This is a genomic window from Spirosoma migulaei (genome assembly GCF_054776855.1).
On the sequence record NZ_BAAHBG010000011.1, the window covers coordinates 431,194 to 445,139 of the forward strand.

At 42.7% G+C, this 13,946-nt stretch carries 11 protein-coding genes; 6 read left to right on the forward strand and 5 right to left on the reverse strand.

Annotated features, from left to right (window positions below; genetic code table 11):
* The first annotated feature begins 133 nt into the window (after nucleotides 1-133).
* Both ACYVGO_RS15450 and ACYVGO_RS15455 read left to right on the forward strand, forming a co-directional pair.
* Nucleotides 134-598, forward strand: a complete 465-nt coding sequence (locus tag ACYVGO_RS15450; RefSeq protein WP_460970055.1) for a response regulator — start codon at nucleotides 134-136, stop codon at nucleotides 596-598.
* Nucleotides 526-3,939, forward strand: a complete 3,414-nt coding sequence (locus tag ACYVGO_RS15455; protein ID WP_460970056.1) for a right-handed parallel beta-helix repeat-containing protein — start codon at nucleotides 526-528, stop codon at nucleotides 3,937-3,939. The genes ACYVGO_RS15450 and ACYVGO_RS15455 overlap by 73 nt, the downstream gene beginning before the upstream one ends.
* A gap of 42 nt (nucleotides 3,940-3,981) precedes the next feature.
* Here the strand turns inward: ACYVGO_RS15455 and ACYVGO_RS15460 are convergent, their stop codons facing one another.
* Nucleotides 3,982-4,281, reverse strand: coding sequence for a hypothetical protein (locus tag ACYVGO_RS15460; RefSeq protein WP_460970057.1), 300 nt, complete (start codon nucleotides 4,279-4,281; stop codon nucleotides 3,982-3,984).
* Nucleotides 4,282-5,121: 840 nt separating this feature from the next.
* Between ACYVGO_RS15460 and ACYVGO_RS15465 the strand changes: the two genes are divergently transcribed.
* Nucleotides 5,122-8,151: a right-handed parallel beta-helix repeat-containing protein gene (locus ACYVGO_RS15465; protein ID WP_460970058.1), complete on the forward strand. Its 3,030-nt coding sequence runs from the start codon at nucleotides 5,122-5,124 to the stop codon at nucleotides 8,149-8,151.
* A 193-nt stretch (nucleotides 8,152-8,344) separates the two neighbouring features.
* Here the strand turns inward: ACYVGO_RS15465 and ACYVGO_RS15470 are convergent, their stop codons facing one another.
* From ACYVGO_RS15470 to ACYVGO_RS15485, 4 genes are all read right to left on the reverse strand, one after another.
* A complete protein-coding gene (locus tag ACYVGO_RS15470; protein WP_460970059.1) occupies nucleotides 8,345-8,677 on the reverse strand; it encodes a hypothetical protein in 333 nt (110 codons plus the stop codon).
* Between the two features lie 44 nt (nucleotides 8,678-8,721).
* Nucleotides 8,722-8,898: a hypothetical protein gene (locus tag ACYVGO_RS15475; protein ID WP_460970060.1), complete on the reverse strand. Its 177-nt coding sequence runs from the start codon at nucleotides 8,896-8,898 to the stop codon at nucleotides 8,722-8,724.
* A 623-nt stretch (nucleotides 8,899-9,521) separates the two neighbouring features.
* Nucleotides 9,522-9,890 carry a hypothetical protein gene (locus ACYVGO_RS15480; protein ID WP_460970061.1) on the reverse strand — a complete coding sequence of 123 codons (369 nt, stop codon included), beginning with the start codon at nucleotides 9,888-9,890 and terminating at the stop codon, nucleotides 9,522-9,524.
* Between the two features lie 131 nt (nucleotides 9,891-10,021).
* The gene (locus ACYVGO_RS15485) at nucleotides 10,022-10,234 is read right to left on the reverse strand and encodes a helix-turn-helix domain-containing protein (RefSeq protein WP_460970062.1); all 213 of its coding nucleotides are present in this window, start codon (nucleotides 10,232-10,234) and stop codon (nucleotides 10,022-10,024) included.
* Between the two features lie 254 nt (nucleotides 10,235-10,488).
* Here ACYVGO_RS15485 and ACYVGO_RS15490 point away from each other — a divergent pair, with 254 nt between their 5' ends.
* The 3 genes from ACYVGO_RS15490 (at nucleotide 10,489) to ACYVGO_RS15500 (ending at nucleotide 13,252) form a co-directional block, all read left to right on the forward strand.
* On the forward strand, nucleotides 10,489-10,848 hold the full coding sequence (locus ACYVGO_RS15490; protein WP_460970063.1) for a hypothetical protein: 360 nt from the start codon (nucleotides 10,489-10,491) through the stop codon (nucleotides 10,846-10,848).
* Nucleotides 10,849-11,027: 179 nt separating this feature from the next.
* Nucleotides 11,028-12,623, forward strand: a complete 1,596-nt coding sequence (locus tag ACYVGO_RS15495) for a hypothetical protein (protein WP_460970064.1) — start codon at nucleotides 11,028-11,030, stop codon at nucleotides 12,621-12,623.
* 296 nt (nucleotides 12,624-12,919) lie between these two features.
* On the forward strand, nucleotides 12,920-13,252 hold the full coding sequence (locus ACYVGO_RS15500) for a hypothetical protein (protein WP_460970065.1): 333 nt from the start codon (nucleotides 12,920-12,922) through the stop codon (nucleotides 13,250-13,252).
* Nucleotides 13,253-13,946 lie beyond the last annotated feature (694 nt).

Below are 13,946 nucleotides of genomic sequence, written 5' to 3' on the forward strand. Positions count from 1 at the left end.
CTTTACCAGGCCTAAAAGCACACTACAGGCCGTACAGTATATTAAATCTCTCAATACGATTAAAGCACTCGAAAAAGCTAGCCAGCAAGCATTTCTGAAATCGGGACTTGTATTTCTCAACGTATATAAATAAATGGCTAAGCTCCCCCCTCCCCGGCGTCGAAAAGGTCGTCAAATTCCTATTTTGATCGTCGAAGATAATGCTGATCAATGGCTTATTATTCGTTCTGTTTTGAATCAATGTTTTCCAGAAGTGGAGCCCATATGGATAAATAACTCAGCACAGGCCATTACGTATCTGGAAACGGTTACTGATATCGCTAAGTTACCCAGGCTTATTTTGTCTGATTTATATCTACCCCGGATTGAAGATGGAGTTGCCCTGCTGGAGTTTATCAAAAAACATCAATTTTATCGAAAACCGCCTGTAATTATGCTAAGCGCATCGCAGGACGAAGAAGTTATTTCAATGGTGTATGGCTTAAATGCTGCTTCATACATTATTAAGCCCATAAGCCATCATGAATGGCTAAACTGCTTTTACGCCTTCCGACGCTATTGGCTGGAAATCGTTACACTTCCTTTACGAGCTCAATAATTATGCCTGCCAATGGTCATGGGTCAACGAAACCCTTAATTCGTTATGCAATGCTGGTTGCATTTGCCGTAATGTTTTTAAATAGTCAAGCTCAAACTAGTTATTATGTCGCCAGCAACGGAAGTGATACTAATGATGGCCGTTCAGCCGCCAGCCCATTTCAGAATCTTAGTCGGGTCAATAGCCTGGTGTTAAAAGCCGGTGATTCCGTATTGTTTCGCCGAGGGGATACCTTCCGGGGAACGTTGCTGATTAGACAATCAGGTTCGGCCAGTGTCCCCCTAGTCTTTGACGCTTATGGTAGTGGCCCGAAACCTATCCTATCAGGTTCAGTACCAGTAACAAACTGGACAAATGTGGGCAATAATATTTGGCAGGCATCCTGCCCTACTTGCGGTAGTGCAGTTACTGGTGTATACCGGAATGGCGTTGCTTTACCCTTGGGCCGTTATCCAAATACCGATGCACCCAACAAAGGAAACCTTACTATCAGAGCACATACAGAAAAATATCAAATTTTTAGCCAGGATCATTTGCCGACAACTGTTGATTGGCAGGGAGCCGAAGTTGTTATGCGACCAACTGCCTGGATTATTGACCGGGCCGTCGTAGATCATCAATATGGAGATGCCTTAAATCTGTTTAACTACTCAAATTATACACCGAGAGATAATTCCGAGTATTTTTTTCAAAACCACCCGGCCACACTGGATAGAAATGGGGAATGGTGTTATGACTCAGTGAGTAAAAAATTACTACTTTATGATAATCAAGGCATATTACCTAGTCAAGTGTTGACAGTTACGGTCAATAGTCGGGGCATAGAGATGGCCAATGTATCCAACATAAAATTACTTAACTTACATTGTACCGAGACGCTTAATACAAACATAACGGCTCAAAATGTATCGAACCTTTCGCTAATAAATCTTGATATTACAAATGCAGGCGAAGATGGCATTACGATCAATGGTTCGGGCAAAAACATAGTTATAGAAAACAATAGGATGGCTACTGTTAATAACAATGGAATTAGCATTGATGCCTACCAGACTGTTACGTTCAAGGGCAACTCGCTTCATAGTATTGGTACTGTTCCTGGACGTGGTAAAAGTGGCGATGGGCAGTATAACGGTATAGCCTCGAATGCTAATCAGGCCGTATTAATTGAAAATAATGTTATTGACAGCATTGGCTACAATGGTATTACATTCTGGAATAATACGACTATTCGCCAGAATGTAATTTCAAATTATTGCTATTCCAAAATTGATGGAGGAGGAATCTATTGCTGGAATGGCAACAAGGCTTCAATGACAAACATCCACCTGGTGTCAAATATCTTGTATACCAACCCCGCTGGTGGTGTACCTTGGGTAGATTATGCAATTGGTATATTCCTTGATGATTGTGTCGAGAATGTAGAAATAAGAAATAACACTGTATTTGGCAATACTCAGTGGGGAGTTTTTCTCCATGGAAACAGTAACATCACATTTACGGACAATACTCTTTTCGATAATAATACCTGTCAGTTGGTCGTGTATCATAATGGTGGCGTATGTGCGGTTCGAAACGATGTAATAAAGCGAAATATCTGCGTTAGTAAATCGTCTTCTCAATTAGTCGCTGAATATGAATCGAATGCTGACGATTTGCTTCTCTATGGTCAAATCGATTCAAATTATTACGCCCGGCCGTTCAATGAGGACTCAACTACAATACTTGGTGTTAATAATTCCACTAACGGAAAATATTTATCGTTGAACGGCTGGAAAAGTTTTTCCCGTGGGCTTGACCTTCACTCAAAAAGTAGCCCTATTACTTATACGCGATATAAGAACGAAGGTTCTGGCGGCAAAAACCGCATTAGTAGCTCGTTTGACTCTAATAGAGAAGGATGGGAACTGATCTATAGTCGTTATGGAAATGGTGAGGTCATCCAGGACAACACAAACAAACTGGATGGAGGTAGTCTGCGCGTAGGATTTACAACTCCATCCGGGCAAAGCAATTCATACATCCAAGCTGCTAAGTCCATTTCTATTACAAAAGGGAAAACGTATGTGCTGCGGTTTGATGCCATTTCAACAACAGATGATACCATATTGGTTTATCTCCGGCAATACGGCTCACCTTACAAAGAATATGACAGGCGCTACCCTATACCAATTAGCGTAACACGTAAAAGCTTTGAGTTACCCTTTACTTCGTCTGATGATGATGCCAATGCTATTGTTTTAGTGCAGATTGATGGCGAAGGAACAACCTTTTGGTTGGATAATGTTCGCCTGCAAGAAGATGTGCCCATTCGAAATAATCCCGACGATTTCCTTAAACTGTTTTATAACCCAACACTGAAAGATAGTATTATTACTCTCGAAGGAATTTATCGAGATGTGAAGAATCAGGTATATACTGGGTCGGTTATCCTCACTCCATTTAACTCGATTATTTTATTTAAGGATATTCCCTCACTGCCGCCCACCGATCTGAGTTTGTTTCTGGAAAGCGATAAGCGATTTCTACAGGTGAATCAGACAGTTACATTTAGGCTTCGTATTAGTAATAAGAGTAATACTCAATCTGGATTGGTTAGCTGGATATGCCGCTTACCAGCAAACCTCGAATTCGTCGATAGTAGTGGACAATTATACAGCGATAACGTATTGACTGGGACTTTGTCTCAGCTAGCTCCGAAAAGCGATACTGTTTTTACTTTTTTAGTTAAACCAACATCTATTGGTATATTCCGTGTATCGGCCCAAATAACTACAGCCAACTCACCTGATACAGACAGTAGTCCCAACTCAGGTACGGCTGATGGGGAAGATGATACCTCACTAGTTGACTTGCGCGTAGGAAACTATGCTACGAATGTATTTGAGTCGCCTAATCCTAATCAACGATTGCTACCAGCTGTGGCGACCAACCAGCCCGTTCCTGATCCTGATCAGGCTGACCTAAGTTTACATATACAAGTCAGTAGCCGCACACCTCAGGTGGGAAACATTCTGACTTTCACTTTATCTGTTACGAATGGAGGGGGGCGTACTGCCGATGGGGTTCAACTCGAGAACCAACTGCCCGATGGTTTTGAATTAGTCGATACAACGAACTGGACAGTAGATGGTCGTTATCTGAGAGCGTCTCTTGCGCCTATTGCAACTGGCTCCACCCTAAGTACATCGTTTCAGGTGCGGGCTATATTGCCAAGTACTTGGATCAATCGGGCTCAAATCAAGACATCAAACGTAGCTGATCCTGACTCAACGCCAGGTAACGGATTCATAAATGGCGAAGACGATCAGGGCCAAGTAGATGGCCGGATTCAATTGTGAAAAGTAGTCAGAAACGTAATGATATATGTTCCATACCCTCTTTTAGTGAATATGTAATGTCCTTCTGATTTCATGCCAGCCCATAAGCAAAATGATCCCTATAGCAATTAATGCGAATCCGGCCGGCATTAACCAAAGTGGCAAACTTATCCACCACCAGGACCAGTCAATCAGACCTGACAGCTTTAAAATCAATAGCAAAGAGGACATTGTTACCATGACTGCATAAGCAGTCACTTTGAGCCGAACTGGGAATTCTGGAGAAGGACCCAGTTCCTGATCGTATAGTTCAGGTTTATCAGGGTTCTTTTCGTCTTCAAACCTATACTCCTGATTAGACATGACCAGTTCTAACTTAGATGACCATACTATGGTAGCCTTAAATTAAGTAGTGAACTGGTTTCCAGCAGCATTATGATACTTGAATGACTTGCACCGTTTCGGTGATTCCATCTACTTCGAGTATATATATTCCTCCATCATATACGACCCTTGCGCGGGGCTTATTGGAGTAATGGTAAAAGTACTTAGGCTCATTTTGCAACCAGCTTACTCCATTTAAAAATGTAAAGCGAGTGTGTTGCGTTCTAAAGCCTCGGAATGGACCATTTAGTTTACCTACTTGAACAACCAGTTGAGTCTTCATATACAACCATTTATGATTCCATCTCCATTGTCTTATTCACTTGCTGTTGGGTATAACGAGTCAAGCTTATAAAAACAATCTGAATGAGTTAGGATCAACTAAATTATATACTTATGAAAGTAACTGATTAACTCAGAAAAGAGGTCAGGTACTTATAAAAATGAGGCAATGGGCTGTATAAATTTTGTAATTACTTAATAGGGCTATTAAAAAAATAATTAAAGATCTCATTTACATATGTATTACTAGTCAAATAAGGCTAATTTGATGGCATAATAAATTAACTATTCTTTATAGTTAAATACTTGTATTTTTCTTTTAATAATATGTGTAAATTTATGAATTGCCAAATTCGTCTATTTTTTCTAAATTATTGTGTTCTTTCCTGTCTAGCCAGTTTAGTTGCATACCCCACCTGGGGGCAAGTAACTTATTATGTAGCTAGCAATGGGAACGACTCGAATGACGGGCGATCATCATCTAGTCCCTTTCAGAATCTGGCAAGAATTACTAGTCTTCCCTTACAAGCTGGGGATATGGTTCTATTGCGCCGTGGCGATACGTTTCGGGGCACCTTGCAACTCAGCCAGTCGGGCGCATCCAATAGTCCCATTGTCATTGATGCTTATGGGTCTGGTAACAAACCCATTCTTTCCGGCGCAGTAGCCGTTACAAACTGGAACAACATTGGCAATAATATCTGGCAGGCTAACTGCTCTACCTGTGGCACTCAGGTTACAGGGCTTTACCGTGACAACACAGCACTGCCATTAGGCCGCTACCCAAATCTGGATGCAAGTAACAAAGGATACCTCACCGTGCAATCGCATTCGGGCAAAACGCAGCTTACCAGCCAACAATCGCTATCAACGAACTGGACAGGTGGAGAAGTGGTATTCCGGCCAGCACAATGGATATTGAACCGGGCTAAAATAACGAGTCAGAGTGGCAATACGCTGAATGTAGAAGGCTCTGGCAATTACGATATAATGAACAACTGGGGTTATTTTATTCAGAATCATCCAAGTGCTCTTGACCAAAACGGAGAGTGGTATTATAACTCGGCTACTAAAACAATTCAACTGTATAATAGTCAGGACAACCCTAACAATCAGTCTATTGCAGCTACTGTTTTTGCACAGGCTATAAATCTAGCAGCTGTTTCTTACGTAATGATACGTAATCTACAGATCACCCAAACGCTGAATTCGGGTGTGTTGGTAACCAATAGTTCAAACATTACTATTACCAATACCGATATTACGCAATCGGGTGAGGATGGTGTTTCTATTCAGGGAAGTGGCCAGGAGGTACTACTAGAGGACAATCTGGTTGATAATGCAAATAACAATGGGGTGGTTATTTCAACTTACCAGAATGTCACGTTTAGAGGAAATACAATTCGAAATGTTGGGCTTCTGCCAGGTCGGGGTAAAAGTGGCGATGGTGCTTATATTGGTTTTCAATCGGCTAGTACGACCAATACATTGATTGAGAACAACGTATTCGATAATATTGGCTACCATGCCCTTAATTTTTCGACCAATACAACGATTCAGCGCAATCAAATCAGCAACTTTTGCCGGACTAAAAGTGACGGTGGTGGTTTATACATCTGGAATGGTAATCAACAGGCTTTAAGTAATATTCATCTGATTTCGAACACCATCTATAATGGTATCGGTGCTCCAGAAGGGTCGCCTAGTGGTACATCGGCTGGAGCGCATGGCATTTACCTCGACGATTGTACTGCCAATATTGAGGTGAAGGATAATACGGTTTACAACTGCAAGGGGTCTGGAATATATCTGCACGGATCATCTTCCATTACCGTAACTGGAAATACCGCTTATAACAATAGCGAAGCACAAATATCCATTAAAAGCGCGAATGGCTGTCAGCCACGTTCCAATGTTATTCTGAACAATATTTTTGTGAGCCGATCAACCGATCAGTACAGCGCAAAATATGAATCGAACCAAAATGACTTAGCGAGTTATGGCCAGTTTGATAATAACGTATACGCTCGTCCCTTTGATGATAACCTTAAGATTCTGACTGTGTATAACTCTTCAGCCGGAACTGCTCTCTCGTTGGCTCAATGGAAAAGCAAATATGGGAAAGACCCATTATCCTCAAATAGCCCTATTACCTACACAGCTGGCAATCCCGATGACTATATAAAACTTTTGAGTAACCCAACGGCCAGTGCGAGTCAGGTAACGTTGGATGGTACCTATCGTAATGCACGAAACACCGCTTACACAGGCCAGATAACAATACCTGCTTTCTCATCGTTGCTTCTCTTGAAGTATACTCCCCCGGTCGTAACGCTTCGTACGCCGGAAAATCCAGCCAATGTTGTTACAGGGCTAAGCTACGACTACTATGAAAACTCCTGGACCAGCTTACCCGATTTTACGACGCTTACGCCAGTAAAATCGGGAACTACGACTACGCCTGGGCTGTCGGTTCGTAGCCGGGATCAGAATTATGGTCTACGCTTCACGGGTTACATCAGCGTACCTACTGATGGAACTTATACCTTTTACACGAATTCGGATGATGGCAGTAAGCTCCTGATTGGTACGACGGAGGTAGTCAATAACGATGGTGGGCACACCGAGCAGGAGCGTTCGGGCACAATCGGGTTGAAGGCAGGCGTGCATGCGCTAACCGTCGTTTATTTTCAGAGTAGCAGCAGCCAGGTACTGTCGGTGAACTATAGCGGACCCAATATTAATAAACAGGTAATACCTGACGCTTCTTTCCGTCGGGTACCTACTGCTGTGGTGACGCCCCCTATATCAGACCCGCAGCTCATCGTGCGGGCTTACTCGGCAACCAAAGACTCACCGATTACTTCTCAAATTACTACCCGACTCGAACTGCGCAACGATGGCAGCACATCCGTCGCCTTTCAGGACTTGAGCGTGCGTTACTGGTTCACCTCTGACAACAGTCAATTAGCCAAAGTCTATGTTGATTACGCAGCCATGGGGGGGAGCAACGTGCAGCCCCGGGTTGTCCAAATTAGTCCGGTAGCGGGGGCAGATAGTTATGTGGAACTTAAAATGGCACCCAGCGCGCTAAGCATCGCCCCGATGAGTAGTCTGGGGGCGATTGACTTCCGGCTCGTGCGTTCGGACTATGGCTTATTGAACCAAACCAATGATTACTCCTACGTGTCTAACTATGGCGCTGCGGTTTTGAATCCTCGCATCTGCGTGTACTTGAAGGGCGTGCTAATCTATGGTAGCGCTCCCGCAGGAGCTTCAGCTCGGATAGGGGCCACCGAGGAGTCACTCTCAAGGCTCCAGGTTCGGGTGATGGGTAATCCTGTGTTGGGTTCTTCAGCCGAGGTCGAGATTAGTGGCGTGAGTGGACAACGCGTAGTGGTCGAGGTAATGGATGTACAGGGTCGTCGATGGCATCAGCAAACCCTACCGCAGGCGAATTTGGTAGATCGGCTAAGTGTTCCGCTAGGTACAAGTCAGGGACTGCTATTGTTACAGGTGCGTAGTGAGGGGCAGTTCCAAACCATCAAATTGATCAAGGCCCAGTAAAGGCAGGCCATTTTAAGTGAAATGCCCCTTTCTACAGGTTGGGGTTTTCGCTAAGTAATAAAACTAGCTAATGCTGCCCTGAAAATCAACGGAATTTATCTTCGTTAAGTTCTAAACCGATTGGAGGGTAAACAATTTTTGGAAGCGCCTAAATACGATCCACCCAGTTTGCCTGTATTTGTATTTCTCATACTTAAGAAAGCTGATTTTGGAAATCCATTAGCTCTTCTTCGGTTTCAAATAAATTTTTACGTGGGGGCAAGAGCTGCACGTTTACATTGACCCGGGGTGGACCCGAATGATCGCCAATGGGCTTTAAACCGTACACGGCAGTGGATATCACCAGTTCATGGGTTTCGCTACGCTGGCGAATCACCAATGTATTGGCCAAACTACCATCTAAGATAATCTGCATAATGATTCCCTGAAAAAAAGGAAATTCATGGGTAGCTCCGAAGGGTTGATACACCCAGACGTTATCCCCAACCATAAAGGGAATTTCAACAGGCTTAAGTGTAAACTTCATTCAGAGTTTAAAGGGTTAGTCATAAGCTAGAAGCAGCCTACCCATCAATCCAGGGTCCACCGCTTGCGAAACGCTTTGCCCTTCTCCATCAACAATATCAGGCGAGCTGAAATTTGCTCATTTCGGGCCCGTAAAGCTATTATCCTGTTGGAAAGAGCCAGGTAGTTAGTCGCAAATTGCTGGCGCACCCGGGTATTGGATTCCAGATCTACTTGGATCATTGGAGCTGTGGTTAAGGAGTAGCTTGACCGACAGCTAGAAGAGAGGGGGCGGGTAAGGGACTCATTGAGAACTGATTGTCAGTGAGGCAACGTACTTATAACAAGATACGTTCATGGGTATCTGACAATAAATAATTTATAAGCAAGAGTTAATGCCTTAATTCAGGAAGCTACCTGATTTTACTGAGTTAGAGTAATACTAACTAAAACTCTGTTTAGTTTAATCCGTACTTTTGGTTGAATTATAGGCGTACTGGAAGATATGTTTATGGTGTGAATAGAAGGGTTAACGCCACCCTCAATGGAGCAGGCGTTTTTTTGTGTTAGTATAAACCCGCGTCTACCTTGCTTTTGATACCTAGTGGGTAGAGGGTGAAAAATGCGGGCCCGGATCGAGTCGGCATTTTTCACCCTTACGAGCCACTTTCCCTTTTACTATCGCTATCGTAGTCATCAGGTTTGCTAACGTTTTTTACGAACAAAATTTAGACCCCTATTTATCAAAACAGATTAGACAGCCACCTAATGAATCAAGAAAACGTGAGTTTACATTCGATGGCCAGAAACCCCTGCGAATGTAAACTCACGTTTTACGAAATCAGAACCACTTCCTAATAAGATAATCAGTTTTGCTTTCGACCGAGCAGAAGAGGCAACTCAAGTTGAGGGATAATCTGTAGTAATGCTACCAAGACGCTGAACTCATCCGACTCTAATTCACGGTTTTCTTGATAGGCAACAATCACTTCCTGGAGCGTAGCCGTAATGTGCTTTGAACTGAATTTTTCGAATAGTCCCGCTACTTCTTGGACGATGGCAGTGCTGGCCTGAGCGGATACGGTTCGATACATTGAATCAGTTTCTACGAACCAATCTGCATTAATAGACTCTGACTCGCTACCAGCACTTGTTGCGTTTTGATCTGAGTTGACCGTTTGCTCAGTCGTGTTTGCATGGGGATCCCGTTGGGAGTAATTTTGCTCCGTGTTCATTTGAATGAAGATTTAAATGTTGACACCTACCCCTACGCTATGTTTTCCAAGGACCGAGCGTTGGGGTTTTTCTATTTATTACTTATTAAAGTTAATAAAACTCTCTATATATGTCAAATGAAATGATAAAATTAACTTTTTACCAAAAAATTAATTTGTAATTCGCATCCTAATGCTTCAGCAATTTCATCGAGTGTGGCAACTGTAAAGTTATTTCGGCCTAATTCATAATGCGAGATAGTAGAGTTGCCTTTGTGCATGAGCTTAGCAAATTCCTCTTGGGTCAACCCTTTAGCCTCGCGTAAAGACTTAATTTTTCGTCCAATTTCTTTTGATCTTTCCATATGGTAAATGTTTGCTGTAAAGGTAATTGGTCACACAGCATATAGATAAGCTGTAGATGAATTAAATGCCTTATCCATTACTGATAGAAAGGTACATGCATAAACCTATACACAGTGATAACAGTGAATAACCTTTTCATCAACCAGCGCTAATCTACCGTAGTAGTGAAAGTAGCTATCTTTTACCCCAATATTCCAACAAAATTTATAACTTACAGATATCTAGAAGCTTACCTAACTCATGACTATTAATTATGGAATTTACCGTTTTAACCAAAGATCAGTTAGACGCCATTTTAACTGATCGCGATGAATGGAAAAAAGTCGCCCTGCGTGCCCTTGATCTAACTGAGGAAGTCAAACGGGAAAATTTTGCCATAAAAGCAGGACTGATTCATTATGATAGAAACGAGGTTGCTACTATGCTACACTGCTCGACCAAGCAGGTCATACGCTATGAAGAAGTACAGGAATTGAAACCTACCCGTATTCATGGGAAAGTACTCTATTCAGCTAACGACTTGATGGCCTTTATTGAAAAGTTTCAAGTCAAGAATGCGGTTCTGCCGGATCGGTCCAGTTATCCCAAGCGAAAGCATCACCGAATAGAATAGCAACCAATATTTCTGACGGATAGGACTCTCGATCAGATTACACTCTTATAGCCAGTTCTGGACTTATAAGCCTGTTAGCAACTGGCATAATTCCTAAAAGACTAATATACGTATATAGATTATCGTTCAAATTTAAAAACATTTACTATCTTTATATGAACATATAATATCGTTCATATATGACTCGTCCAATTGGTTCAGATGCCCTGATCGCCGGGCTAATGGCTCCCACTACGAACTGGGGGCAAGTGATGGCTGCCAAAGACAACCAGTTACAGCAGCAAACTTATCTTACCCAACAGTCCGAGCAGGAGTTATTGCAGGAACAGCAAGCCGCGGCTCAGATCGCCAATTTTCAACAAAAGATTCGCACTTTACCGCTAGAGCGGCCGGATAAAGTGCGGGTGTCCAAATGGCTACTAGGACAAGAGAAATCCATCGCTGAACGGCTGGAGAACTCATATCAGGGAAGTTTAAAAAAATTCATGGCAGTTGAGGGAGCAGCCTGGATGGATCACACGCTGGGAGCGCTGGAGCAAAGTAATGAGTATCAAACAGGACTCCATAATCTGGAGCAGATCACGCTGGCTAAGGAAGCCATGCGGAAGGGCGAAAACCTGATTGGTGAGGTTCGGGATGTCAATGGTACCAAGCAGTATATATCAGCGGATAAACGGATAGCTGACTACTATGCCGGAAAGCTACCCAAATTTGATTTTCAAGGGAGCTATAAAGACGATGATAATTTACTCAAGCATTTCAGCGAACAGTACGCTCCTAACAAACTTCCCTACGAGCAAACAGCAGTCGATGATAAGGCTATCCAGGAATATCTGTTAGCCACGAATCCTCGTGAAGTGGCAGAGGATAAATACCATCGAAAATATCGGGGTGCGCAGATCTATTACAAGACTAAACCACTCGATGAGCTTGTTGACTTCAAACTAAAGCAGCAGGATCATCAGATGAAGGTTGCCGACCACAACCGGAAAGGGGCGCTCGATAACCTGCGGGTTCAGGGATTACAGTTAAGCAATCAGATCAAACAAACCAAGCTGGCAAGCCTGCAAAATTCGGGAGCGGATGGGTCTGATCCTGGGGCGTATCTGCGGCACATGATCCCACAATCGACGGATCAACCTGGTGTCGAGTACATGCAGGATGCCGAGCTTGCTCCCTATAAAGTCTTACGACACTCAGGCTATGATCTTTCCCGTTTTGGTGGCCGACAAACCGGGAAGGTTAGCTTTAAGGCACTAGATGTATTTGACAAACAAGCGGCTGAGTCTTTGGGTCAATTGATAGGTGCCGAAAAAGTACCGGCATCGAAATCAAACCCAACTGGCTGGCGAGGAGGTAACGTATTGGAGGGGATCGTGGATAAGAATGGCTTTAATGCAATTGACCTTTCCGGAACGAATCATCAGATCGTTCATATCGATCCAAAAATCTATACCAATCCTCGTGAATTCGACGCGTCAGGTAAACCAGTTCATCCGAACGGACCTACGGGTTTTCTGAGAATCACCGTCAAGCTAGGGGATACTAATGATGCCAAGAAAGCAGGATTGCTGGATGGCATGTTCAATTCGTCGACCCGAATTGGCGCTGGGGCATACAATAAGGATACTCAAGAAATAACGTTGTATACACCTATCGGTTCGCTGTATAAGAATGCCGCATTAAACCGGCTTCTCTCCGTGCAAGATGTTGGCCAAAAGATAACTAATCAGTTTATCAACCCTATGGCGTTGGGTCTGGATAATGACGACTAGCTTCACTCCAGTAACCACAACTAGGTCCTGACTTCCGGTAAGATTGAGCTTGTTGTGAGCAGAACTTTTAAAGCCCAAACTTTTAATTGGCAAATAAATCACTGGGTCCCCTTTGCAGGATAGATCCTGGTTGGACGGGGGCTGGTTTAAAAACGAGCCGGACCCCGGGGAGTCTTTAACCGGTAGTCCCACACATCGCTCGTGTCTGAATCTGCTTAGATCTTTGGCAACCAGCTTTTAGTATTATCTCCTTTTACCTATTCGTAAACGATTTCCTTCATTTAAATTTCTGATCGATGAGTTATCAAAAAGTTAATCCCTATCCTCGGCACGATGATCTGGTGCAGGGCACATTTTTTCAGCCTGAAGACTATAAGCTCAATTTGATGATGGTCACCTTACGACCTATCTCGTTACGTGTCCTGTTCTACGCGCTAGCTCATTTGGAAGCCGACGGTTCGGTGGAATTATCCCCAGTTAAGATGGCTTCGAGGTTCATGACGGATAGTAGCTATATTGGAAAAGGCATACGTGAACTCGTCCAATTTAAACTGATGGCTTATCGAACCCGGTCAGTTTTTTGGCTAAACCCTGGGATCGCTAAACCGATTTCAATTCAGGTTTCCTAAATAGGCTTCTTGCAATACTTAACGGATTATTCAGTGAATAAAATGAATAAACTTGAATAATTATTCACCTCTATTCACTGCTATTCGGTGAATAATAATATGTGTATTTAAGTTAAGTTACTAAAAGTTAGTATGTTAACTATGGAAAATGTCTATTCATTGTGAATAATATCTAATTCAAAACAGGAATGAATAGAATTAGATATTATTCACAATGAAGTCGCTAAAAGAGAAGAAGGGTAAGGGGTAAATTAGGTAATCAGTAATAATGGCCGGGGGTAATTAAAAAACTTGAGTAACCCAGGAGCTTCATTCTGTATTTCTAGTTAGCGCTCGGTTCAACCTTGCCTTTAAATATTTTCCCAGAAGGCACTAATTATGAATGGGAGTGGGTCTAAATAGGCAATATTGAACCCATTCGCTCGAACATATTCCATAAGTCCCTAGAATATAGGCCTACAACTCATATAGAAAAGAGTAGCATTCTTTTTATTGGAAAAATATAGTTTTGATGATTGATTAGGAATGAAAAGCGTCTGGCAACTACCCCAACTGCTCATTTAGCGTTCGTTTGATGGATCGAGTTCAAAATAATCTACATCATCTTCATTGCCAGCACAATATTATCACACATATACTCGCAATAGTTCTTTACTTGGTGTTTGATGACGCTTTTTAAGGCTATTCTACCATA

Bases quoted from the DNA above. Each gene is read 5' to 3' on its own strand.
- ACYVGO_RS15450 (WP_460970055.1), top strand. From the start codon at position 134: ATGGCTAAGCTCCCCCCTCCCCGGCGTCGAAAAGGTCGTCAAATTCCT.
- ACYVGO_RS15455 (WP_460970056.1), top strand. From the start codon at position 526: ATGGCTAAACTGCTTTTACGCCTTCCGACGCTATTGGCTGGAAATCGT.
- ACYVGO_RS15460 (WP_460970057.1), bottom strand. From the start codon at position 4,281: ATGTCTAATCAGGAGTATAGGTTTGAAGACGAAAAGAACCCTGATAAA.
- ACYVGO_RS15465 (WP_460970058.1), top strand. From the start codon at position 5,122: ATGGTTCTATTGCGCCGTGGCGATACGTTTCGGGGCACCTTGCAACTC.
- ACYVGO_RS15470 (WP_460970059.1), bottom strand. From the start codon at position 8,677: ATGAAGTTTACACTTAAGCCTGTTGAAATTCCCTTTATGGTTGGGGAT.
- ACYVGO_RS15475 (WP_460970060.1), bottom strand. From the start codon at position 8,898: ATGATCCAAGTAGATCTGGAATCCAATACCCGGGTGCGCCAGCAATTT.
- ACYVGO_RS15480 (WP_460970061.1), bottom strand. From the start codon at position 9,890: ATGAACACGGAGCAAAATTACTCCCAACGGGATCCCCATGCAAACACG.
- ACYVGO_RS15485 (WP_460970062.1), bottom strand. From the start codon at position 10,234: ATGGAAAGATCAAAAGAAATTGGACGAAAAATTAAGTCTTTACGCGAG.
- ACYVGO_RS15490 (WP_460970063.1), top strand. From the start codon at position 10,489: ATGGAATTTACCGTTTTAACCAAAGATCAGTTAGACGCCATTTTAACT.
- ACYVGO_RS15495 (WP_460970064.1), top strand. From the start codon at position 11,028: ATGACTCGTCCAATTGGTTCAGATGCCCTGATCGCCGGGCTAATGGCT.
- ACYVGO_RS15500 (WP_460970065.1), top strand. From the start codon at position 12,920: ATGAGTTATCAAAAAGTTAATCCCTATCCTCGGCACGATGATCTGGTG.